The sequence below is a fragment of the Campylobacter concisus genome (genome assembly GCF_902460545.1).
Taxonomy (GTDB): Bacteria; Campylobacterota; Campylobacteria; order Campylobacterales; family Campylobacteraceae; genus Campylobacter_A; species Campylobacter_A concisus_AE.
The window spans coordinates 39,842-61,882 of sequence record NZ_CABPUE010000005.1 but is presented as its reverse complement, the minus strand read 5'-3'; the positions used below and the strand labels follow the sequence as shown (position 1 = coordinate 61,882).

Genomic DNA, 22,041 nt, shown 5'->3' with positions numbered 1-22,041 from the left:
GCACTGCTTGCTTTAGCGGTTTTACTTTGCACGGTTTTTGGGGCTGATCCTGCGCTACCAACTATAAATTTAAGTCTAAATTCTCCAGCAAATGCCGAGCAGCTTGTAAATTCTCTAAATGTTTTACTAATCCTCACTGCACTTGCACTTGCTCCTTCGCTCATTTTTATGATGACAAGTTTTTTAAGGCTTGTTATCGTATTTTCATTTTTACGCCAAGCGATGGGTACGCAACAAGTTCCACCTTCAACAGTACTCATCTCGCTTGCGATGGTTCTTACATTTTTTATTATGGAGCCAGTTGGGCAAAAGAGCTATAACGATGGCATAAAGCCTTATATAGCTGAGCAGATAGGCTATGAAGAGATGCTTGATAAAAGCTTAAAGCCATTTAAAGAATTTATGGTAAAAAACACAAGAGAAAAAGACCTTGCACTTTTCTTTAGGATTAGAAATTTACAAAATCCAGCAAACATCGAAGAGATACCGCTAAGTATCGCAATGTCAGCTTTCATGATAAGTGAGCTAAAGACATCTTTTGAGATAGCGTTTTTACTCTATTTGCCATTTCTTGTCATCGACATGGTCGTAAGCTCAGTGCTGATGGCTATGGGTATGATGATGCTTCCTCCTGTCATGATCTCACTACCATTTAAACTGCTCATATTCGTGCTTGTTGATGGCTGGAATTTACTAATAGGAAATCTTGTAAAAAGCTTTCACTAATGAAAAAATTTTTATTCATTTTTTTGCCAGTGTTTTTGATTGGTTCAAATTTAAGTATGATCGCAAATAAAGCTACACAAAATGAAATTTCAAAGATCAAAGAGCTTGAGTTAAAAAGAGCAAATTTAAACGATGAAGCCACATTAAGCTCATATATGCCAAGCCTTAGCTTAGAGGGCTCATACGGCAAAAATGCAAGCACTTTTCCAAGCATAGTCGCTAAAGAGTCAGCTGGTGTGCTGGCTAGAATTGATTTTTTGCTTTATGATGGCGGAGCGAGAGAGGCTAGGCTAAAGATGAGCCAGCTTTTGAAAAATAAAGCCGCCATCGCAAGCGATGAAGCTAAAAACTATCTTGCGCTTAAGGCTGTAAATTTATATTTTAATGCTCTAGCACTTGAAAATATAATCGCAGCCAAAAACGCTCAAGCAAATTTTTTAAAAGGCGTTTTAGATAAGCTTGAAAAGGCAAACATTGCAGGCCTTGCCGCAAAAGATGAGCTTGAAAATGTAAGAGCTAAATATTACTTAGCTAATAGCACGCAGCTTGAATACAAAAACAAAATGGAGCAAATCTTAAATGAGATAAATTTGCTAACTGGTGAGAAAATTTTACCAGTAGCTGGAGCAAAGATGGCTGAGATTGGCTCAAATTTAGCTTCAAAGAATGCTGAGCTTGATAGACTAAGCCAAGATATATTTTTAGGTGAAGCTAAGCTTAGCGAGGCAAAGGCTGGTTTTTTGCCCCAAATCATGCTTTATGACACATATGGATTTTATAAAAATAATTACGATATCGATCTAGGCAGGCTTAGTTCTTACCGCTCATACGTGGATAAATACCTAAAAGAAGATACTCATGGCAATAAATTTGGTATCGCTTTTAAATGGAAAATTTTTGATTTTTTCGCCACTAGCAAGATGAGTCAGGCTCAAAAGATCGCGCTTGATGAGGCAAGGCTAAATTTGGAGTATAAAAAGCGTGAAAACGAGACAAGGCTTAAAAATTTGCAAAGTGAAATCGTGGTGCTCACTTCAAAAATCGCTTCACTAAACGAATATGTAAGAGCAAGCGATTTGGCATTAAAAGCTAGCTATGAAAAGTATAACTCCGGGCTTTTGGGATATAGCGACCTGCTTGAGGCACTCTCTCAAAAATTTGATGCCATTAGCCTTTTTGAGAGTGCAAAAGATGAGCTTGAGATTAAAAAAGCGGAGTTCTTTTTTGAAAATGGCGAGCCGATTTTAGAGAGGATTAAAGATTGAAAAAGCTGATAATTTTAATGATATTTGGCATTTTTTCATTTGCTAGTGAAGAAATTTTTGCTGACTTTGAAGTCTATGCCAAGCAAAGCTCAAAGCTTGCATTTGAGGGCAGTGGTAAGGTAGATAAAATTTTTGTAGATGTTTCAAGTCATGTTAAAAAGGGTGACGTGCTAGCTATTCTTGATCAAAGCAGTCTAGAAATCGCTCTTAAAAAGGCAAAAAATGATCTTGAGCTGGCAAAAAATGCTAGTGAATTTGCAAAAAATACTTTAAACAAATTTACTCAAGTAAGGGATGTCACTTCAAAGCAAGAATTTGACGAGGTAAAGTATAAATTTGACGAAGCAATACTCCGGGTTCAAAGTGCACAAATTGCTATTTTAAATGCGCAAGATCGCCTTAAAAAAGCTGTTTTAAAAGCTCCATTTGATGGCGTTATCGCTAGTAAAAACATTGAGCTTGGAGAGAGTGTTTCGCCGCTTAGTCCAGCTTTTGTTTTAAATTCAAATGAGGCAAAAATTTTAATAGCGATTGATGAAAAATATGCAAATTTAGTAAAAGTTGGCGATACATTTAAATTTAAACTTGACGCAACAAGCGAGGAAAAAGAGGTAAAAATCGCTCTCATCTATCCAGAGATTAAGCGAGAGACTAGAAAATTTTACGCCCAGGCTTATGACAGCGGCCTAAAACCTGGCATGTTTGGTCAAGGAAAAGTGATAATCGGCGAAAATAAATGATAAAAACAGCCATAAATCGCCCCATAACTACGCTTATGATATTTTTAAGCCTTGTTGTCTTTGGAATTTACTCTCTAAAGACGATGAATGTAAATTTATACCCACAAGTAAATATCCCAATAGTAAAGATCACGACCTACGCAAACGGCGATATGAACTATATAAAAACTAAGATCACACAAAAGATCGAGGATGAAATTTCAAGCATTGAAGGTATCAAGAAAATTTACTCAACTAGCTTTGATAATCTAAGTGTAGTTAGTATCGAATTTGAGCTAAACAAAGACCTAGAGAGCGCTACAAACGATGTTCGCGATAAGATGCAAAAGGCAAGACTTGGCGCAAACTACGAGATAGAAAAGCTAAATGGTCTCTCATCTTCTGTCTTTAGTCTCTTTATCACAAGGCTTGATGATAATGAAACTAAGCTCATGCAAGAGATCGATGACGTGGCAAAGCCATTTTTAGAGCGAATTAGTGGCGTTTCAAAGGTCAAGACAAATGGCTTTTTAGAGCCAGCGGTGAAAATTTTACTAGATAGATTTAAGCTTGATAAAAACGCCCTTAGCGCAAACGAAGTGGCAAATTTGATAAAGGTTGAAAATTTAAAAGCACCGCTTGGCAAGATAGAAAATGAAAAAATCCAAATGGCGATCAAGTCAAATTTCAGCGCCAAAAGCATAGATGAGATAAGAAATTTAACGATCAAACAAGGGGTCTTTTTAAAAGATATTGCAAGTGTTGATCTCGCTTACAAAGACGCAAACGAAGCAGCGATAATGGATAAAAAAAGTGGCGTCTTGCTTGGTCTTGAGCTAGCTCCAGATGCAAACGCTCTAACCGTGATCGCTCTAGCAAAGTCAAAGCTAGATCAGTTTAAAAGTCTGCTTGGCAATGAATACGACGTAAAAATAGCTTATGATAAGAGCGAAGTGATACAAAAGCACATCGATCAAACCGCCTTTGATATGATCCTTGGCGTCTTGCTAACCATCGTGATCGTCTATCTGTTTTTAAGAAATTTCTCGATCACCATCATCTCAGTCGTAGCGATACCAACTAGCATCGTGGCGACGTTTTTCATCATAAACGCCCTAGGATACGACATCAACCGCCTAAGCCTCATAGCTCTGACCCTTGGCATCGGAATTTTCATCGATGATGCGATAGTTGTCACTGAAAATATCGCTAGCAAGCTAAAAGATGAGCCAAATACCCTAAAGGCAAGCTTTGTAGGTATAAAAGAGATAGCATTTAGCGTCTTTGCGATCTCGCTCGTGTTGCTTTGCGTCTTTGTGCCAATAGCCTTTATGAGCGGCATCGTTGGCAAGTACTTTAACTCATTTGCGATGAGCGTGGCAGCTGGCATCGTCATCTCGTTTTTTGTGAGCATCTTTCTTGTGCCAACGCTTAGCGCTAGGTTTGTAAATGCCAAACAAAGCGGTTTTTTTCAAAAGAGCGAGCCATTTTTTGAGGTACTTGAAAATGGCTATGAGAAAATTTTAGCTTTAGTGCTTAAATTTAAGCTCATATTTTTAGCTATAACGCTTGCGGTCGTTGTTTGCTCGTTTGCTCTGGCTAAATTTGTAGGCGGCGACTTCATGCCAAGCGAGGATAACTCGGAGTTTAACATCTACTTTAAGCTTGATCCTGCCCTTAGTCTGGAGGCTAGCAAGCAAAAGCTAAAAGATAAAATTTCACTCATAAACGCCGATCCTCAGGTAGCTTACGCCTACTTCATCCTTGGCTATACAGACGCCAAGCAGCCTTATCTTGTAAAAGCTTACGTTAGGCTAAAAGAGCTAAAAGATAGAGCTAATCACGAGCGGCAAAACGCTATCATGCAGAGGTTTCGTGATAAGCTAAAAAGTGATGATATGAGCGTCATCGTGGCTGATCTTCCGGTGGTTGAAGGTGGCGATGTGCAGCCAGTTAAGCTTACTATCACATCTGAAAATGGCAAAGAGTTAGAAAAATTTGTACCAAAGATTAGCAAAATGCTAACAGAGATAAATGACGCAACGGACGTAAATTCGCCTGAAGAAGATCTGCTAAAGCGCGTGCAAATTTCTATCGATGAAGATAAGGCTAAAAGACTAAATTTAGACAAGGCTAGCATTGCAAGCGCTGTTTATAGCGCATTTAGCGAGAATGAGGTCTCTGTTTTTGAAAACGAAAATGGCAAAGAGTATGAGCTTTACATGCGTCTTGATGATAAATTTAGAAGCGATACAGATGATATCTTAAAGACTAAAATAAGAAGCAAAGAGGGCTTTTTCGTGACACTTGGCGACGTGGCGACGCTTAGTTTTGAGCAAAAGCCAGCTAGTATTTCGAGATTTAATAGAGCCGATGAGATAAAATTTTTAGCAAATACCAAAAACAACACTCCGCTAAATAGCGTGGCAAATGAAATTTCAAAGAAGCTTGATGAAATTTTGCCAGCAAATTTCAAGTATAAATTTCTTGGATTTGTAGAGCTCATGGACGATACAAACGCTTCGTTTATCTTTACGGTAAGTGCTAGCGCGGTGCTTATTTACATGGTGCTTGCTGCACTTTATGAGAGCTTTTTGTTGCCATTTCTCATCATGCTAGCCATGCCACTTGCCTTTTGTGGCGTCGTGATTGGCCTTTTTATAAGTGGCAATCCATTTAGCCTATTTGTCATGGTTGGCGTCATCTTGCTCTTTGGCATGGTGGGTAAAAACGCCATTTTAGTGGTTGATTTTGCAAACCACTTTGCAAATAGCGGCATGGAGGCAAACGAAGCTGTGAAAATAGCTGCAAAAAAGCGACTAAGGGCTGTTTTGATGACCACTTTTGCGATGATATTTGCCATGCTCCCCCTTGCTCTTAGCAGGGGTGCTGGCTATGAGGCCAACTCACCTATGGCTATAAGCATCATCTTTGGGCTCATTAGTTCGACCTTGCTAAGCTTGCTTGTCGTGCCAGTGCTTTTTGCGTGGGTTTATAATCTTGATAAATTTATAAGAAAATTTTATGAAAGGGAGAGAATTTGAAGAAAATTTTAGCTGTTTTGCTCTTTGCTTTGCCTCTTTGGGCTGGAAATTTACTAGAGATCATCGCTCTAGCGCAAAGTGCAAGGCTTGAGAGTTTGAAAGAATTTAATAAAAATGAATATATAAATAAAAATAAGAGTAAAAAGCTAAATTTATCCCTTGATGGCAGATATACCTTTGTGCCTGATGAGATAAAGGGTGGATATATGACAAAGGCTGGATCGATCACGGCTAAGGTTGAGTATCTTATCTTTGATGGCGGAGCGAGTGAGGCTGCTGATAAAATTTTAGACCACAAGGGCGTGGAGAAAATTTACAAAGATGAAGAGCTGATGAACCTCACTGCTTTTCAGGTCGCAAAGGTCTATTTCAACGCTATCGCACTAAATTCTCTTATAAATTTAGAGACAAAATTTGTGGATAGTTTTGCTAAGGCTGCGGCTGAAAATGAGTTTTGGTTTGAGTATGGTGAGATAAATAAGGCTGAGTTTGATGCGATAAATTTCACGTTAAATAAAAAAAGAGCAGAGCTTGACGAGCTTGGGCTTAAGCTAGCAGAGCTAAACTCAAGGATAAATTTGCTCTCAAACGGCGAGATCGGCTTTAACGCTGGCTCAAAGATAATGATGCCTGATTTTAGCAAAGATGATCTAAGTGCAAAACTTGGAGCAATGGAGCAGGAAAAATATATAAAAGAGCAAGAAAATGAGAAGCAAAAGAGTAAATTTGCTCCAAGAATTTACTTAAAAGATACGCAAAGTGTGAATAATAACAGCTTTAAAAAAGGTGAGAGAACGACTTCGCAGATGATAGGCGCTTACGCTGATGCGAACAGGCCTAGAGTGGAGTTTGAGTGGAAGCTACCTGATAGCTTAAGTCTTAGTAAGCAAAGTCAAGTTAAACGCATTGAAGAGCAAAAGGCGGCACTTGATTTAAGCGATGAAGAAAATAGGATAATCACTCGCCTAAAAGAGCTAGAAAGCACAATCAAAGGCTTAAATGCAAAGTTAAATTTGCAAGATTTGAAGCAAGATAAGCTTGATAGTGATTTTATTGATCTGCTAAATGGCTATCTTAATGGCGAGATAAAATATGAAGAATTTTTGTTTGTGAGTGAGAAAAATTTTAGTGATAGGGCAAATTTCATACTTGATGGCGATTTACTTGAGCTAAATAAACTTGAGTACTTTTTTGAATGTGCAAGAAAAATAAATGAGGTGATAATTGAATAAACTGATCTTTGTAACCATTTTGTGGGCGTTTAGCTTTAGTTTGATAGGTGAGTTTTTAGCTGGCAAGGTTGATAGCTATTTGGCTGTTTTTATTCGGGTTGCGCTTGCGAGCTTAGTCTTTTTGCCATTTACAAAATTTCGTGGTATCAGTCCAAAGCTAGCATTTGGCATCATGGCGATCGGAGCGGTGCAAATAGGACTTATGTATCTATTTTATTACAATTCATTTTTGTATCTAAGCGTGCCAGAAGTAGCACTTTTTACCATTTTTACGCCGTTTTATGTGACGCTCATCTATGACGCATTTAGCTTTAAATTTAGACCACTTTATCTCTTTAGCGTTGGCGTTGCGGTTTTTGGAGCTTTGGTTATCAAATATGGCGCTATAAACGATGGTGTATTAAAGGGCTTTTTGCTAGTGCAAGCGGCAAATATCTGCTTTGGGGCAGGGCAGAGTGCATATAAAGCACTTTTAGAAAAATTTGATGTGGATCAAAAAAATGTCTTTGGCTACTTTCACTTTGGGGCATTTTTTGTAGCTATTGTTGCACTTTTAACTCTTGGTAATCCGGCCAAATTTACGCTTGATCTAACGCAAATTTTAGTGCTTCTCTGGCTTGGAGTGGTCGCTAGTGGGCTAGGGTATTTTATGTGGAACAAAGGTGCTTGCGAGGTCGATAGTGGCGTGCTTGCCATCATGAATAATGCTCTCATTCCAGCTGCCATCATCGTAAATTTAGTCTTTTGGCAAAAGGATACAAATTTAACTAGACTCATTGTAGGGGCTGTGATTATGTATGTTTCGCTAGTCATTCACAATAAAATTATGAAATTTTACGGTGTAAAGGTTGCTTAGAAATAAATTTTAAGCGATCTAGTGTAGTTTTCATCAAAAAGAAGATATGTAAATTTAATTAAAGAATTTAAAAGAATAAATTTATGGTGTCAAATTTTATTTTAATTAGGCGCCTTGCATTTTTAAAATTTGTGCGTTTATTTGCATTATCTGGGCAAATATAGATCCCTTTTGGGTCTGAAGTGAGGCCACTATCTCTTTTGCATAAGGATTTTGGCTCGCACTTGCATGCTTTATTGCACTCTCGATCTCTTTTAGCCGCTTTTGCAGTTTTTCTAGCTGCTTTTTTAGGACATCAATGCTGCTTTCGCTCTGGTTTGTCTCGCTAGCTAAATTTGAAGCGTCATACAAAATAGCGCTTTTATCGTTGCTTTGTGAATTCTCGCTTTTTAAATTTGACTCGTCAGCCTTTAAATTTAGGCCACTTTTAGAGCTACTTTTGTTTAAATTTATCAAATTTGAATTTATTTTTAGATCCATCGCCAAACCTTTAAATTTAAAAGCATATCGGCAAATTTGAGTAAAAGCTTTGACTACGAAAAATTTAGTAGATAAAGTAAAAATGCTACCACACCAAAGAGTGGTGGTAATAAAGCCGAGGCTTTAAATTTTATGCATAAAAGAGTGGCGGCATTGTAAAGTAAAAATACAAATGTGCTTATATGAAGGTTGCTAGGGCTTAATCTAACGGCTAGCATTTTGCTTAAGATCTCATCAAAAATGCCACCATATCCAAAGAGGTGAAGCACAAAACTTAATGGATAAAACAGGCCAAATAGGTAGTTTAGAGCTAGCACGCTAAGCTGCAGGAGGCTAATGAGCGGAAAAAAGTAAAGCACTGCAACTTCCATAGCAAAAAATACATATAAATTTAAAAGCAGAGAGTTTGCTAGTAGACCAAATTTGGGTGCAAAATACAAAAGATATACAAAAATATAAAAGACGCCAAGGCATGAAAAATAAAAGCCAACACTAAATAAAAGCTGTGGAAACATAGCTATGCCAAATAAAATAACGCCAAAGAGTGTGTAGAAATTTAGAATTTTTATCCTTTTGCATATCATGTAAAAGCCTGCCACACTCATCAAAAATGCTCGTAAAAAGCTCGGAATAAATCCGATCAAGTAAAAATAAAAGCAAAGCACTAAAAATACAGCGATACTGATGTCAAAAATGTATGAACGAAACGGCAGATATCTCGCATAAATAGGCTTTAAAATGAGCTTTAAAACAAAGAAACAAACGGCGCTTATTACGCCAAGATGATAGCCGCTGATAGCGATTAGATGTGCTATGCCCCAGTTTGAAACGTCATCTCTTAGCTCGCCGTCTATATTTGTACCTAGAAATAGGGCCGAGTAGAGCTGTGCAATTTTGCTATTTTCGTGCTGGTTGTAGATAGATGATTGTAGTTTTTGATTGATATCTGGTGTAGTTTTTCGTGGCAGCTTTTCGCGTGAAAAGCTAGGCATGTAAAAGGCAGACGAAATATAATCCTTAAAGCCGACATCTAAATTTATAACACTTAAAAATATATTATCTCCAGACTTGAAATCATCTGTTTTGGCCCCAAGCGTATAAAATGTAAATTCGTCTGTTTTTAACCTTAATATCTGTCTTTTCTTACCGTCGCTGCTAAGCTTTTCATAGCTGGAAATTACAGTTGCTACCAGTTCTTGCTCGCCTTTATCCATAAAAATTTGATATTTATGATAGCTTAGAGATAAATTTATAGAAAAAATACAAAGACAAAATAGACAAAATATATTAAAAATTTGTCTATTTTTTGGGTTCTTAAGGCTCATTATCCTTCAAATGATACGTCAGATACTGGCATTGCAGACATATCTTCAAACCTTGAGTGTTGCTTTTGAAAGAGTACATCAACTGAGCCAGTTTCACCATTTCTATTTTTGCCAACGATGATCTCGGCCTTTTCTTGAAGCTTATTAAAGACATGATTGCTCTTGTACTCTTTGCCCTCAGCACTTGCGCGTTTTTCTTTCTCTTTTTCTTCTTGTTCTAGATAAAACTCATCTCTATAAACAAAAAGAATGATGTCAGCATCTTGCTCGATCGCACCTGACTCTCTTAGATCGCTTAGCATAGGGCGTTTATTTGCGCGAGATTCAAGGCTTCTGTTTAGCTGAGAAAGGGCGATGATTGGCATATCTAGCTCACGTGCTAAAAGCTTTAATCCACGAGAAATTTCAGCTATTTGGACGTGACGATCAGCGTAGTTATTTGTACTCATCATAAGACCGATGTAATCGATCACGCAAAGTGAAATTTCAGGATGCATAGCCTTTAGTTTTCGCATTTGCGTTCTTACTTGATGGATATTTACATAGCCACTATCATGTACAAAAAGCTTGCTAGCCGCAAACTCCTCGCAAGCATCGCTAAATCTAGCCAACGCTTCATCATCCATCTTTGCAGTCATTATGTCTTGAAGCGGGATAGAGGTCTTACTTGCTAGCATTCTCATCATTATTTGCTCAGCTGGCATCTCGAGCGAGAAAAAAACAACTCCGGCATTATTTTTTAAAACCTGACTCATAAAATTTAAACAAAGTGTCGTTTTTCCCATGCCTGGACGAGCTGCAACGATGATGAGGTCACCATTTTTAAAGCCCTTTATCATCTCATTTAGCTTCTTAAATCCAGTATCAAGTCCAACAATATCTTTTTCGCCAAGTAAAGCTTGAGCATTAATATGATCCATCATTTTCATGATGATCTCTTTGCCTTCTTTTATGACTCCAGTGCTTCCACCTTCTATCAAAGAGTAAAATTCCTGGCTAAGATCATCGACCATATCGCGGCTTGGCTTATCTTCATTTACTTTGCTTGGTATGTTGTGAGCGATCTTTACAAGACTTCGTTTTATAGATTTTTCTCTTAGTTCGTTTGCGTATTTTTGAATGTCTATTAGGGAATTTGTGCCCAAAATATCTAGTATTAGCTCTTCGTCGTATTTTTCGCCAAGTCTATTTTTTAAAAATGGCATAGTTATGGGATCATCGCTATTTAGGCATGCCACCATTGCATCATATATTTGTGAATGCCCTTTTAGATAAAAATCCTTTGCCTTAACAATGTCAAAAATTTCACCTAAAATATCGTTGTTTTGCAAAATGGAGCTTAGTATAGCTCGCTCCATATCAATGTCGTAAAGGTTGGTAAAATCTATTTCGTTAACTCTTTGCTTTGCCACAAATTTTCCTTTAGTCTCTACTTTTTATCTCATCGTCGATCTCTTGTAAAAATCTATCCACAAGCTCGCTCTCAGGCAGTCTTGCGACCACTTCGCCGTGACGCATGATCATGCCATTTCCTTTGCCAAATGCTATGGCAACATCTGCGCCTTTTGCCTCGCCGATAGCATTTACCACGCAGCCCATCACTGAGACATTTAGCGGCTCTTTTATCCCTTTTGTCTTTTCTTCTACTAGCTTTACTGCAGCCATGAGATCAGCTTGCAAACGCCCGCAAGTTGGGCATGAGATGATATTTAGTCCCTCTTTTTGTCGGCCGCTATCTTTTAAGATCGCCTTTGCGACTTTGATCTCCTCTTCAAGCTCGCCTGTAATGCTAACTCTCATCGTATCGCCTATACCCTCAAGCAAAAGCCCGCCAAGTGCGATCGCGGACTTGATAGTGGCGTGAAAAGTGGTACCTGCCTCAGTAACACCTAGGTGAAATGGATAATTTGTCTTTGGGCGAAGCGCTCTATAAGCTTGCATTGTGCGTTCAACGTCGCTTGATTTAAGTGAAATTTTGATATCTGTAAAGTCAAAATCCTCAAGAAGCTTGATGTTATACATTGCACTCTCCACCATAGCCTCCACCGTGCGGCCGTAGCGGTCCTCAAACTGCTTTTCAAGCGAGCCAGAATTTACACCTATTCGGATAGGTAAATTTCGCTGTTTGCAGGCATCAACTACTGCTTTTATGTTTTTTGCCGAGCCTATGTTGCCTGGATTTATGCGGATAGCATCAACAAATTCGCTAACCATAAGTGCGTAGGTGTGGTTAAAATGTATGTCCGCGACGACTGGTATTGGCGAGCCTGCAACGATCTGTTTAAGTGCACTTGCATCTTCCTTGTCAAATACTGCGCAGCGCACGATATCACAGCCTGCAAAATATAGTCTTTGTATTTGCTCTAGTGTGCCTTTTATGTCTTTTGTCTTTGAAAATGTCATCGACTGTACGGATATCGGTGCGTCACCGCCTATTAAAACATCGCGAATTTTTATCTGTTTTGTTGGGTATCGTTGCAAAATTTTGCCTTTAAATTTTTATTGGAGATTATAAAAAAAAATGGCTTTTAAAAGGCTTGAGAATTTATTTTTAATAGTTTATAAAAATTAGTATTTTTATTGGATGTAGTTTCTAAAATTTTACTTACTCTTTATAGTCAACTTATCAAATTTCATAATGCTTTCATAAGCCTTAGGTTTCTCTATTATCTATTTTAAAATTTACCATGTCTTTGTTGGATAGTTTTTAGACTAGCATTTTTAACTAAAATTGACTGGATCAATATCGATATCGCTAAGTTCGCTTTTGCATAGGCTTGCAGCTTTTAAAAGAGGTATATGAGAGTTTGAGCGGAGTAAAATTTCATATCTAAATTTGCTTCCAAGATACTCTATCTGGCACTTTCCGTATCCTATGATCTCAAGTTCATCACTTCTTAAAGGTTCTATTCTTTGCACAAATTCATTCATTGTATTTTTTACTATGTGTTCATCTTTATGTGAGATGATAATGCGAAGAAGCCTAGTAAAAGGCGGATAAAGTCCCTCGCGGTAGCCAATCTCATCTTTTAAAAATGCGTCGTAGTCGCTGATGTAGCTCTCAAAAAATTCTCTTTGTTTGCTTTGAATGATAACTCTACCAGCCCCGTTTCTACCAGCTCTTCCAGCTACTTGCATGGCAAGAGCGAGCGTTCGCTCTCTGGCTTTATAATCAGGAAAATTTAAAAGCTCGTCAAATCCCATGATGACAGCAAGCTCAACGTTGTGATAATCATGCCCCTTGCTTAGCATCTGCGTGCCTAGCAGGATGTCTATCTTGCCGTCGTTAAATTCCTTCAAAGCCTTTACGAGCTTGTTTTGCGTCGTTATTTCATCTCTATCAAATTTAGCGATTCTAGCATTCGCAAACTCAGCTTGCAGCCGCTCAAGTAGCTCGCTAGTGCCAATTTTTTTGGCCTCTATCATCTCGCTACCGCACTGGTGACAAATTTTTGGCACGGCCATTTTATGCTCGCAGTATTGACACTTTAGCACGTTTTGTTTTTTGTAATAGCTCATACCGATGCTGCAAAATGGGCACTTTAACGTTTCACCGCAGTTTTTGCAGACTAGATATTTAAAATTTGCCCTTGTTGGCAGGCAGATGACAGTTTGCTTTTTATTTGCGAGTGTCTTTGAAATTTCATCTTTTAAAATTTCACTAATTCCAGTCTCGCTCTCATCGAAAATGTAATTTTTTTGCGAATCAAAATATGTCCCTTTTAAGCGAAAATGCTCCTGCTTGTAAAAGCTAGTAAGGCTTGGCGTGGCACTTCCAAGCACCACTTGTAGGTCAAATTTGCTAGTTAGAAAGAGGGCAAGGTCTCTTGCGTTGTAGTGTGGTTTTGAACCTGTGTTTTTGTAGCTATCGTCGTGTTCTTCGTCTATGATGATAAGTTTTAGCTTCTCAAGTGGTAAGAATAAAGCCGATCTCGCACCTGCAACGAGCCTAACTTTTCCACTTTTTATATCTTTTAAAATTTGCTCTTTTTTCTTTGGCGTGATCTTTGAGTGCCAGACTGCTACTGCCTCGCCAAAGAAGCTCTCAAGGCGTTTTTGCATTTGTGGCGTGAGTGAAATTTCAGGCATTAAAAATAGCGCTTGGCTGCCTGCGTTTAAAATTTCTCTGATCTTTGCTATATAAATCTCGCTTTTTCCGCTTCCAGTGTCGCCAAAGATGAGTGAAATTTTACGTTTATTTATAAAATCCAAAGCCTCTTGCTGTTTTTCGCTTAGTTTTGGTGCCACATTAAAATTTTGATTTTCATAAAATTTATCTGCTGCAATAATGTTATTTGGTTCAAATAAATTTAGGCTGACTCCAAGCTCGCATGTGTAATATTTTGAGATAAATATTGCCAATTCGCTTTGCATTGAAGTTAGATTAATCGGTAGAATTTCTAAAATTTTGCTTGTTTTAAACTCTGGTTTGCCAGTCTCTTTTACGATAAAAGCAGTAAGAATTTTTCCTCTTAAAGAAGCCTTTACGCCTTGAAATTTTTCTAGTTTTTGATCGCTTTCATAAGTGAGCGGGGCTAAATTTAGCCCATAAAATGCGAGTATGTAATAGTGCATTACTGAAGTGATTTGCAAATTTCATTTTCATCACTGCAACCAAAATCACCAGTATTTTTGTCGTATTTGAAATTTGCTACTTTGCCATCTAGCCTAAATGTGTATTTGTCATCGCTTATTCTGTGCCAGCCATTTTTGCTGCCGCTATCTTTTATCGGTATATTTATAACATTTTTAAAGAGTTTACTTGGATCGCCATCGTCTAGCTTTTGTGGAAATTCTGGCTTTGCTTGCAAGATGTTGTCATTGTATTTTAGTGAAATTCCGCTTCTTATGGCAGCAAGTTGAGTTTTTGCATTTGAGATAGTAGCATCGCTTCTAGAAAAAAATAGCCTAGGTATAGCGACTGTGCTTAAAATGCCTAGTATAACTACTATAAATATCAGCTCAAGCAAGGTGTAAGCTCGTCTTTTCATCTCTCTTCTCGCTTTAATATCTCATCAACGTTGCCAGTTAAATTTTTTACTGCCTTTATCACAGCATAATTTTCATAACATTTTTCTATAAAGGCATTTAAAAGCTCTTTTGACTCTATAAATTGGCGCCCGCCCATTAAATTTTGCCAGTCATTTTCAAAGAATTTAGCAAAATCATCATCAAGCGTGATCGTGTAGTCGCGAGATGATATAGTGAGCGTGATTTTTTTCATATTTTAGCCAAGCTTATCTGCCAAGGACAGCTTCGATTTTTCTCATTACATCGTCAGCTTCGGTATTTTTCTTGTCAAGATCCTCTTCTAAACGCATGATTTGATTGCTTTTTGCCTCATTTTGTGCTTTTAAAGTTACGATCTCATTACGCAACTCTTCGTTCGTTTTGCAAAGTTCGTCATATTTTGTGATCAGGTCATTTACTTTATCGCTTAGTGTGGTTAAGATCGCATTATCTTCAAACATAAAGGTTCCTTTAAAATAATAATTAATGCCGTATTCTAACACGCAGAGGCTAAATTCTTTTTAAAATTCTCATTTGACAAAGCACTATCTTTGCTATAAAATTCGCCCAAATTTAAAGGTAGTTAATGAGTAAATTTGAAATTTCATCTAAATTTAGCCCAAGCAGCGACCAAGCAAGAGCGATAAAAGAGATAGTAAAAAGTATAAAATCAGGCAACAAATACCAAACACTTCTAGGCGTGACAGGATCTGGCAAGACCTTTACTATGGCAAATGTCATACGTGAGCTAAATATGCCAACTCTGATAATGACGCATAACAAATCCCTTGCCGCGCAGCTTTACAGCGAATTTAAGGGCTTTTTCCCAAAAAATCACGTCGAGTACTTCATAAGCTACTACGACTACTACCAGCCAGAGGCCTACATCCCAAGAAGCGACCTATATATAGAAAAGGATAGCTCGGTAAATGAGGAGCTTGAGCGCCTGCGCCTCTCTGCGACGGCTAGCTTGCTAAGCTTTGACGACGTCGTCTGTGTTGCCTCAGTCTCTGCAAACTACGGCCTTGGTAATCCAAGTGAGTATAAAGGGATGGTGGCATATCTTAGCGTGGGTGAGAAGATAAGCCAAAGAAAGCTTTTAGAGCAGCTTGTAGATATGGGCTATAAGCGCAATGACAACTACTTTGACAGAGGGGATTTTCGTGTAAATGGCGATGTGGTGGATATTTATCCAGCTTACTATAACGACGAAGCTCTAAGGGTTGAGTTTTTTGGCGATGAGATCGATGCGATGTATCATTTTGATGTGCTTGATAATAAACGCCTAAAGGATATCTCTAAATTTACGCTTTATGCGACAAGCCAGTTCATCGTGGGCGCTGATAGGCTAAAGATCGCGATGAAAGAGATCGAAGAGGAGCTTGATATTCGTTTAAAAGAGTTTAACGAGCAGGGCAAGCTAGTAGAGGCGCAGAGGCTAAAGCAAAGGGTGGAGTTTGACCTTGAGATGATGGCAAGTACGGGTATGTGCAAAGGCATCGAAAACTACGCACGCCACCTAACTGGTCAAAAGCCCGGAGAGACGCCATACTCGATGTTTGACTACTTTGAGATAAGCGGCAAAGACTATCTGGTTATCGTCGATGAGAGCCACGTGAGTTTGCCGCAGTTTAGGGGCATGTACGCGGGCGATAGGAGCCGTAAAGAGGTGCTTGTGGAGTATGGATTTCGCTTGCCTTCAGCGCTTGATAACAGGCCGCTTAAATTTGACGAGTTTATAAGCAAAAAGGCAAAATTTCTCTTTGTCTCAGCCACACCAAACGAGTACGAGCTTGGTATCAGTCAGGGGCACGTATACGAGCAAATTTTGCGTCCTACGGGGCTGCTTGATCCGCTTATCGAGATAAAAGATAGCGACAACCAGGTTGAGGCGCTATTTGACGAGGCAAAGGCTGTCATCGCTAGAAATGAGCGTGTGCTAGTTACGGTGCTAACTAAAAAGATGGCCGAGGAGCTAAGCCGCTACTACATCGAGCTTGGCATAAAAGTCAAGTATATGCACTCAGACATCGACGCGATCGAGCGAAATGAGATCATTAGAGGGCTTAGAAGCGGCGAATTTGACATGCTAATAGGCATAAATTTACTCCGTGAGGGGCTTGACCTGCCAGAAGTGAGCCTGATAGCCATAATGGATGCCGATAAAGAGGGCTTTTTGCGCTCGACAACGAGCCTTATACAGACGATGGGGCGTGCGGCTAGAAATGTAAATGGCAAGGTGCTAATGTTTGCCAAAAAGATCACGCACTCGATGAAAGAGGCGATCGATACGACGACAGCTAGGCGTAAATTTCAAGATGAATACAACAAAGCTCACGGCATCACGCCGCACTCTGCAAGTAGAAATATCGAAGAGAGCTTGCATATCGAAGATGATGGTGAAATTTATAAACGTGGCAAGAATTTAGAAAAGATGCCAGCAAGCGAGCGAGCCGCGATAGTAAAAGAGCTAAGAAAGCAGATGCTTGAAGCGGCGGCGCAGCTGGAGTTTGAGAAGGCGGCGGCATTGCGCGACGAGATCGCCAAAATCCGCAAGCTTTAAATTTGACGGCTTGTCTTTTTCCGCCATACTTCGTTACCGGCTCAGTCGGCTTCGGTCGCGGACGGCTAGTCCGCTCCCTCGCCTCGCTCGCCGCTGCCTCGTCTGACGAAAAATACTTCGCCTTATCGTTTTACGCTCAAATTTGAAGTTAAATTTGTAAATTTCGGTTTCAAATTTTACTCACCGAGACCCATATCTTAAAAATGCCAAATTTTAAAAATGGCACAAAAATTTATTTAGCCAATTTTTACTAAAATATGACGTATTTGTAAGAAAGCAAAATTTTAATCAAAAAAGGAGTCCATAAATGACAAAAGAAGAGATAAAAATTGTAAAACGTGGTTTTGTTTCTGTCTTTGATATAAAAGGCGGCTTAATAAAAACGTTAGCAGAGTGTGCGCTTGACGGCAAGTACTATGGCTCTGCAGTCAGAATCACAACAAGAAATTTATATCAAAATCTAAACAAAAAAACAAATTTTGTAGACGATATAGAAACGGAAATTATTTTTAGGATACCTTGCTCAAGCGACAAAGATGCAGGTATCCTAGCGGCGCATGTCAGAGAGATGTTTTCGAATAGTAAAATTTTGCGCCTAAGTTGTGATTTTATAGATAATGAAATAGTTAATATCAAAGAAAGCTACGATGAAATTTTAGCCCAGTAATCTCACCCGCCCTCTTCGATATTATCCTGCAAAAAGACTCACATACTCGGAAACTCAAGCGCGCAAAGACGGCCAAAGCCGTGCCTATAGATGCAGCCCGTGTCGATATTTGCACCAAATTCCGTGATATCGGGGCTCGCGATCGGCGTATGGCCGTAGACGTTAAAGACGCCATCGTTTTGGCTAAAATCGCCCCTACCCGCAAAGTACGTGCCGCCTAAACTCCGCCGCACTATCGCCGTCCGAGCTGCGCAGCGGCCACATCCGCCCGGCCGCCGAGTGCGATACGACGAGCCGCCTGCCCTGCGCGTTTTTAAACTCATGAAATTCCAAATAAAGCGGCAAATTTGACAAAAACTCTATGTGCGCGAGTTTCTGGACGCGGTCGGCTTTGGCGTAGGATGCGAAAGTCTGCGCACCGCCGTTTAGGAAAAACCAGCGCGGATCATTAGGCATTTCGCCGCACAAAAATGCATCCTTGTGTTGCAAAAGGTGGTATTCGTGATTGCCTATCACGGCCGCGTAACCGCGCTACATCGCTAACTGCACGACCTCAAAACTCCCCTCGCTGCGGTCTATCAGATCGCCCACGAAGCAAATTTTAGAATCAGCGCCGCGCGGCAAGCGATCTATCAGGGTGCAAAGAGTTTTATAACAGCCGTAAACATCGCCGATAAGGTAAATTTGGTCGTTCATTTTGCTAAAATTTATACATTACCAACGATAGTTTTTATCAAAAAGACTATCTAGATTTTGCTTTAATTCATATGCTCTATTCAAGTGTTTTTCTATATCGTTTTTATTCTCGCCGACAGCATTTATTCCCACAAAGTCAATCGATATACTCACGCCGTTATCGCTAATATTTGAAACTCGCATAACATAAAGATAGATATCGAATTTGCTCCCGTTTTTAAAAACCTCAAGCTGCTTGTTGTATATTGTTATAGCCTGCTTTATTATCATCTTTGTCTTATATTCTTGTTCAGTATTATAACCAGATACGGTTGGAACTAAATTTTCGATATTTTTCTCGTAGGACGCAAAATCAGCTGTTTTAATCACATTTTTACTCTTATAAGTTTCAAGGGCAGATTTCAAAAACTCTATATTTAAATTTACCATCGAATAAGAATCAGCTTTAATCCAGTCCAATCTATATTTTTCATTTCCAGAACTTCGTATATTTCTCCAAAATTTATCGTAGTTTTCTTTATTAAAATCAATCCAGCCGCCCGACATATCTATGGCTACCCTCTTTGCTATATGAAAATTCATATTACTTGAGGCTCCATCGCCCTTTGACGCTATGCCGCACCCGCAAAATAATAGCGCAATCATAAAAATAATCAGCTTTTTCATCGCTTCTCCTATAAACATAATTTTGCAAAATTTTACTACCGCAAGCATTAAATTATACTTGCGTAGCGCAAGCTAAATTTCGCATCAAATTTGAGCGCTATCACTCGCCAAGTACTAGCATCGCGCCAAGGGCACTTTGGTTTATGTCGCTACAAAAGTGCCCAAGCCCCATTAGATACTTTAAATTTTCCGCCTTTTTCATCTAAAATAGCCCTTTTAAAAGTCCCTTTAAATTTTGCTTTTCGCCACTTGTGCCTTCATCGTCTTTGCCGAGCTTTTTATCTAAAAATCTACCTATCTCTTTTTTGACTTTATTTTCTAAATATTGCGAGCCAACGTCGTATTTTAGGTTGTTTGTCGTACCTGTTATGTTTACATTTAAATCAGTCTTTTCTAATCTGCAAACAAGCGGCGCGTTAAGCATTTTTGTGGCGGTGTTATAAGTGCCGTTTGCAACCTTTATATCGCTCTTTGGAGAGCTTAAATTTACGTTAAAGATGATGTTGTCACCCTTTATATCGCCGTAAATTTTGCCATCTTTGTAAATCTCTTTTGTGATGTCCTTGCCGGTGAAGGTTTTTATATTGTTTGTGAGATTTGTGCTGGCTAGGTGCCCCTCTTTTAGCAAGATGTCAAATTTGCCGAGCTTTTGCTTTGTCTCGTAGTCAAATTTAGCATCGCCGTTGCCGTCATACAGATGATCTAGCCCCAAAGTCTGCGTTAACCACTTGACTTCGAAGTTTTTTAGCACTGCATTAAGCGTGCCAGCTTTGTAGTTTGCCTCTAGTTTGCCCTTAAATAGATCATCTGAAGTGGCTTTTACGCTTATATCATCCACTTTGCCGTTTGCCGTTATGAGGGCTGCAAATTTACCGTGAAGCTCGCGGCCAGCTAAAAATGCAAGCTTATTTAGCTCTGAAAACACCGCTTGAAGCTTTAAGTTTAGCGTGCTTTTGCCCACGTCAAAACTGCCGTCTATGCCCTTTATATCAGCAAGTGAGCTAAGAAAGTCGCCACTAAATTTTGCCATGTCGCCTTTATAGTCTAGGCTCAAATTTGAGCTAAATTTCTCATTTTCAGGGAAGTTTTTATCAAGCATTTTGCTAAGCGCTGCGGCGTTAAATTTGCCATCATTTAAAGCGATCGTTGCGGTGACGCTTGGGCTTTTACTAAAGATATTTTGCCCCTTTGCCTGCACGTTTGCCTTGGCGTTTGCCAGTCTGTCGTTGCCACTAAGCACCAGGATCTCTCCTAGCTGCGCCTCTTTTAGGCTAAGATCAAGATTTTCATTTTTTATGGTGGCGTTTAGCTTGCCAGCAAAGGCATCACCGCCTAAATTTAGCTCATCTATCTTGCTCTGCTTGAGCTTCACATCGCCCGCAAGCGCCATCTTTGAGCTCACCTCAAAGCCGCTAACCGCTTTAAATTTCTCAGGGTCGCTAATGAGCAGGGCAAATTTGCTAAAAATTTGGCTATTTTTTAGGTCAAAAACGCCCTTTACATCCTTTAACTCACCAAGGTCGCTAAGCACATTTGCGTCAAAATTTACAAGCTCATTTTTCGCGGTAGCGCCACCTTTTAGCTCAAATTTTGCCGCATTTTTAAGCTTTGCAAGACCATTATTTATAAGGCCGTTTTTTATCTCAAATTTAGCCTCGCCCGCAAGCTTTTTTAGCTCGTCAAAGCCGCTAAAATTTGCATTTAAATTTATCTCTCCGTCTGCGTAGCTAGGCTGCAAGGCAAGCGCTAGAAGCTCTTTTAGCTTTATGCTGGCCGCATTTAGGGCTAAGTTTTTACTATCAAAATTTGCATTTATCTTGCCACCAAGGCCGTTTATGTCAGCCTTTAGGTTTTTAAGGGTGTTTTCTTGCATTGTAATTTCGCCGTTTGCATCCACGGCGCCACTTAGCTGTTGCCCCAAAAGCTTGCCAAAAAGGGCAAGATCAGGCACGTTTAGCAAAAAGTCGCTATTTAAATTTTTACTAGCTAGATCATAAGTCGTCTCATTTGCTTTTAAAGTGGCTTCAGGCGCAATGATAAGGGTTTTTGCGGTCACTTTTTCATTTGCAAATTTAGTATTTACACCGCCTTTAAAGTTTATATCTTTTGCTAAATTTATCCCAAATTCGTTTTTAAGAATTTCTTTGTTTATCGCTGCATCACTTGCTAAAATCTGAGCGTTAATGATCGGCTCATTTTTCTCATCAACCCCTTGCATATTGCTCGTTAGATCAAGCTTACCACTAGCTAAATTTGGCTTTTGAGCTAGGGCTGAGATCTCAGAAAGCTCGATGTTTTTAGCATTAAGATTTAGAGCTTTTGGCAGGTAGTCTTTTAAATTTGCATCTAAAATTATGTTTGAGCCAAGTGCTGTGCCAGTTGCCACTAGTTTGAAGTCGCTAAATTTACCAGCTACGTTTGCTTTAAGCGCGACATCTTTTTTTAGTCCAAGCTCGCTAGCCTTTGCCTTGTCGGCGTCTATATCTATGTTTAAGTTCATGTTTTGAACAAATAACGAGAGATCGCCATTTGCCTTTAAATTTATAGCGTTCATCACGGTCGCTTCTAAATTTAGCGTGCTAAGTCCAAGGTTAAAATCTTTAAATTTGACATCTATACCGCGAGCGAGTGCCTCTTTTTCTATTTTGCTGGCTATAAATTTATTACCAAAAGAGCTAAAGATAAAGCCAAAAATGCAAAGGATTATCAGCGCCAAAGCCACTACCAAATAGGCTATTTTTTTCATAAATTTCCTTTATATTAGTTTTATATATCATAAAACTTTAGTGCAA

20 protein-coding genes are annotated in these 22,041 nt (G+C 39.1%); 8 read left to right on the top strand and 12 right to left on the bottom strand.

The genetic code is table 11. The features are described 5' to 3' along the window. Positions 1-3 precede the first annotated feature (3 nt). From fliP to FZ949_RS04740, 6 genes are read left to right on the top strand one after another with little or no spacing between them, the layout of a single operon-like run. On the top strand, positions 4-726 hold the full coding sequence (fliP, locus tag FZ949_RS04765) for a flagellar type III secretion system pore protein FliP (protein WP_196781206.1): 723 nt from the start codon (positions 4-6) through the stop codon (positions 724-726). Next, complete coding sequence (locus FZ949_RS04760) at positions 726-1,991, top strand: TolC family protein (RefSeq protein WP_103580128.1); 1,266 nt, start codon at positions 726-728, stop codon at positions 1,989-1,991. The genes fliP and FZ949_RS04760 overlap by 1 nt, the downstream gene beginning before the upstream one ends. Then, positions 1,988-2,731, top strand: coding sequence for an efflux RND transporter periplasmic adaptor subunit (locus FZ949_RS04755; protein ID WP_103580127.1), 744 nt, complete (start codon positions 1,988-1,990; stop codon positions 2,729-2,731). Before FZ949_RS04760 ends, FZ949_RS04755 begins: the two co-directional genes overlap by 4 nt. Further along, positions 2,728-5,754: an efflux RND transporter permease subunit gene (locus tag FZ949_RS04750; protein ID WP_103580126.1), complete on the top strand. Its 3,027-nt coding sequence runs from the start codon at positions 2,728-2,730 to the stop codon at positions 5,752-5,754. The genes FZ949_RS04755 and FZ949_RS04750 overlap by 4 nt, the downstream gene beginning before the upstream one ends. Further along, positions 5,751-6,986 (top strand): TolC family protein, encoded by a 1,236-nt coding sequence (locus FZ949_RS04745; protein ID WP_103580125.1) that lies wholly within the window; start codon positions 5,751-5,753, stop codon positions 6,984-6,986. The genes FZ949_RS04750 and FZ949_RS04745 overlap by 4 nt, the downstream gene beginning before the upstream one ends. Then, complete coding sequence (locus tag FZ949_RS04740; protein ID WP_103580124.1) at positions 6,979-7,842, top strand: EamA family transporter; 864 nt, start codon at positions 6,979-6,981, stop codon at positions 7,840-7,842. Before FZ949_RS04745 ends, FZ949_RS04740 begins: the two co-directional genes overlap by 8 nt. 105 nt (positions 7,843-7,947) lie before the next feature. On the opposite strand, the gene FZ949_RS04735 is transcribed toward FZ949_RS04740, so the two are convergent. The 8 genes from FZ949_RS04735 to FZ949_RS04700 all read right to left on the bottom strand — a co-directional run bounded on the left by FZ949_RS04735 (position 7,948) and on the right by FZ949_RS04700 (position 15,118). Beyond that, positions 7,948-8,322: a hypothetical protein gene (locus FZ949_RS04735; protein WP_103580123.1), complete on the bottom strand. Its 375-nt coding sequence runs from the start codon at positions 8,320-8,322 to the stop codon at positions 7,948-7,950. A gap of 53 nt (positions 8,323-8,375) precedes the next feature. Further along, positions 8,376-9,647 carry a ComEC/Rec2 family competence protein gene (locus tag FZ949_RS04730; RefSeq protein WP_103580122.1) on the bottom strand — a complete coding sequence of 424 codons (1,272 nt, stop codon included), beginning with the start codon at positions 9,645-9,647 and terminating at the stop codon, positions 8,376-8,378. Beyond that, complete coding sequence (locus FZ949_RS04725) at positions 9,647-11,059, bottom strand: replicative DNA helicase (RefSeq protein ID WP_107696216.1); 1,413 nt, start codon at positions 11,057-11,059, stop codon at positions 9,647-9,649. Before FZ949_RS04725 ends, FZ949_RS04730 begins: the two co-directional genes overlap by 1 nt. A 10-nt stretch (positions 11,060-11,069) precedes the next feature. Continuing rightward, positions 11,070-12,128 carry a flavodoxin-dependent (E)-4-hydroxy-3-methylbut-2-enyl-diphosphate synthase gene (ispG, locus tag FZ949_RS04720; RefSeq protein WP_103580120.1) on the bottom strand — a complete coding sequence of 353 codons (1,059 nt, stop codon included), beginning with the start codon at positions 12,126-12,128 and terminating at the stop codon, positions 11,070-11,072. A gap of 240 nt (positions 12,129-12,368) precedes the next feature. Next, positions 12,369-14,222, bottom strand: coding sequence for a primosomal protein N' (locus FZ949_RS04715; protein ID WP_103580119.1), 1,854 nt, complete (start codon positions 14,220-14,222; stop codon positions 12,369-12,371). Continuing rightward, positions 14,222-14,638, bottom strand: a complete 417-nt coding sequence (locus FZ949_RS04710) for a type II secretion system protein (protein WP_084042158.1) — start codon at positions 14,636-14,638, stop codon at positions 14,222-14,224. Before FZ949_RS04710 ends, FZ949_RS04715 begins: the two co-directional genes overlap by 1 nt. Beyond that, a complete protein-coding gene (locus tag FZ949_RS04705; RefSeq protein WP_148790189.1) occupies positions 14,635-14,871 on the bottom strand; it encodes a hypothetical protein in 237 nt (78 codons plus the stop codon). The genes FZ949_RS04710 and FZ949_RS04705 overlap by 4 nt, the downstream gene beginning before the upstream one ends. Positions 14,872-14,884: 13 nt before the next feature. Then, on the bottom strand, positions 14,885-15,118 hold the full coding sequence (locus tag FZ949_RS04700; protein ID WP_021091279.1) for a coiled-coil domain-containing protein: 234 nt from the start codon (positions 15,116-15,118) through the stop codon (positions 14,885-14,887). 125 nt (positions 15,119-15,243) lie between these two features. On the opposite strand from FZ949_RS04700, the gene uvrB reads away from it, so the two are divergent. Then, positions 15,244-17,220, top strand: coding sequence for an excinuclease ABC subunit UvrB (gene uvrB, locus FZ949_RS04695; protein ID WP_148790188.1), 1,977 nt, complete (start codon positions 15,244-15,246; stop codon positions 17,218-17,220). Between the two features lie 307 nt (positions 17,221-17,527). Continuing rightward, positions 17,528-17,887 (top strand): hypothetical protein, encoded by a 360-nt coding sequence (locus FZ949_RS04690; protein ID WP_103580117.1) that lies wholly within the window; start codon positions 17,528-17,530, stop codon positions 17,885-17,887. A gap of 38 nt (positions 17,888-17,925) precedes the next feature. Here FZ949_RS04690 and FZ949_RS09565 read toward each other — a convergent pair whose 3' ends face one another. The 4 genes from FZ949_RS09565 to FZ949_RS04675 all read right to left on the bottom strand — a co-directional run bounded on the left by FZ949_RS09565 (position 17,926) and on the right by FZ949_RS04675 (position 21,995). After that, on the bottom strand, positions 17,926-18,120 hold the full coding sequence (locus FZ949_RS09565; RefSeq protein WP_234401495.1) for a hypothetical protein: 195 nt from the start codon (positions 18,118-18,120) through the stop codon (positions 17,926-17,928). Between the two features lie 298 nt (positions 18,121-18,418). Then, positions 18,419-18,583, bottom strand: coding sequence for a metallophosphoesterase (locus FZ949_RS09560; RefSeq protein ID WP_234401496.1), 165 nt, complete (start codon positions 18,581-18,583; stop codon positions 18,419-18,421). 18 nt (positions 18,584-18,601) lie between these two features. Next, complete coding sequence (locus tag FZ949_RS04680; RefSeq protein ID WP_103580116.1) at positions 18,602-19,249, bottom strand: hypothetical protein; 648 nt, start codon at positions 19,247-19,249, stop codon at positions 18,602-18,604. A gap of 202 nt (positions 19,250-19,451) precedes the next feature. Then, on the bottom strand, positions 19,452-21,995 hold the full coding sequence (locus FZ949_RS04675) for a translocation/assembly module TamB domain-containing protein (protein WP_148790187.1): 2,544 nt from the start codon (positions 21,993-21,995) through the stop codon (positions 19,452-19,454). Between the last annotated feature and the right edge of the window lie 46 nt (positions 21,996-22,041).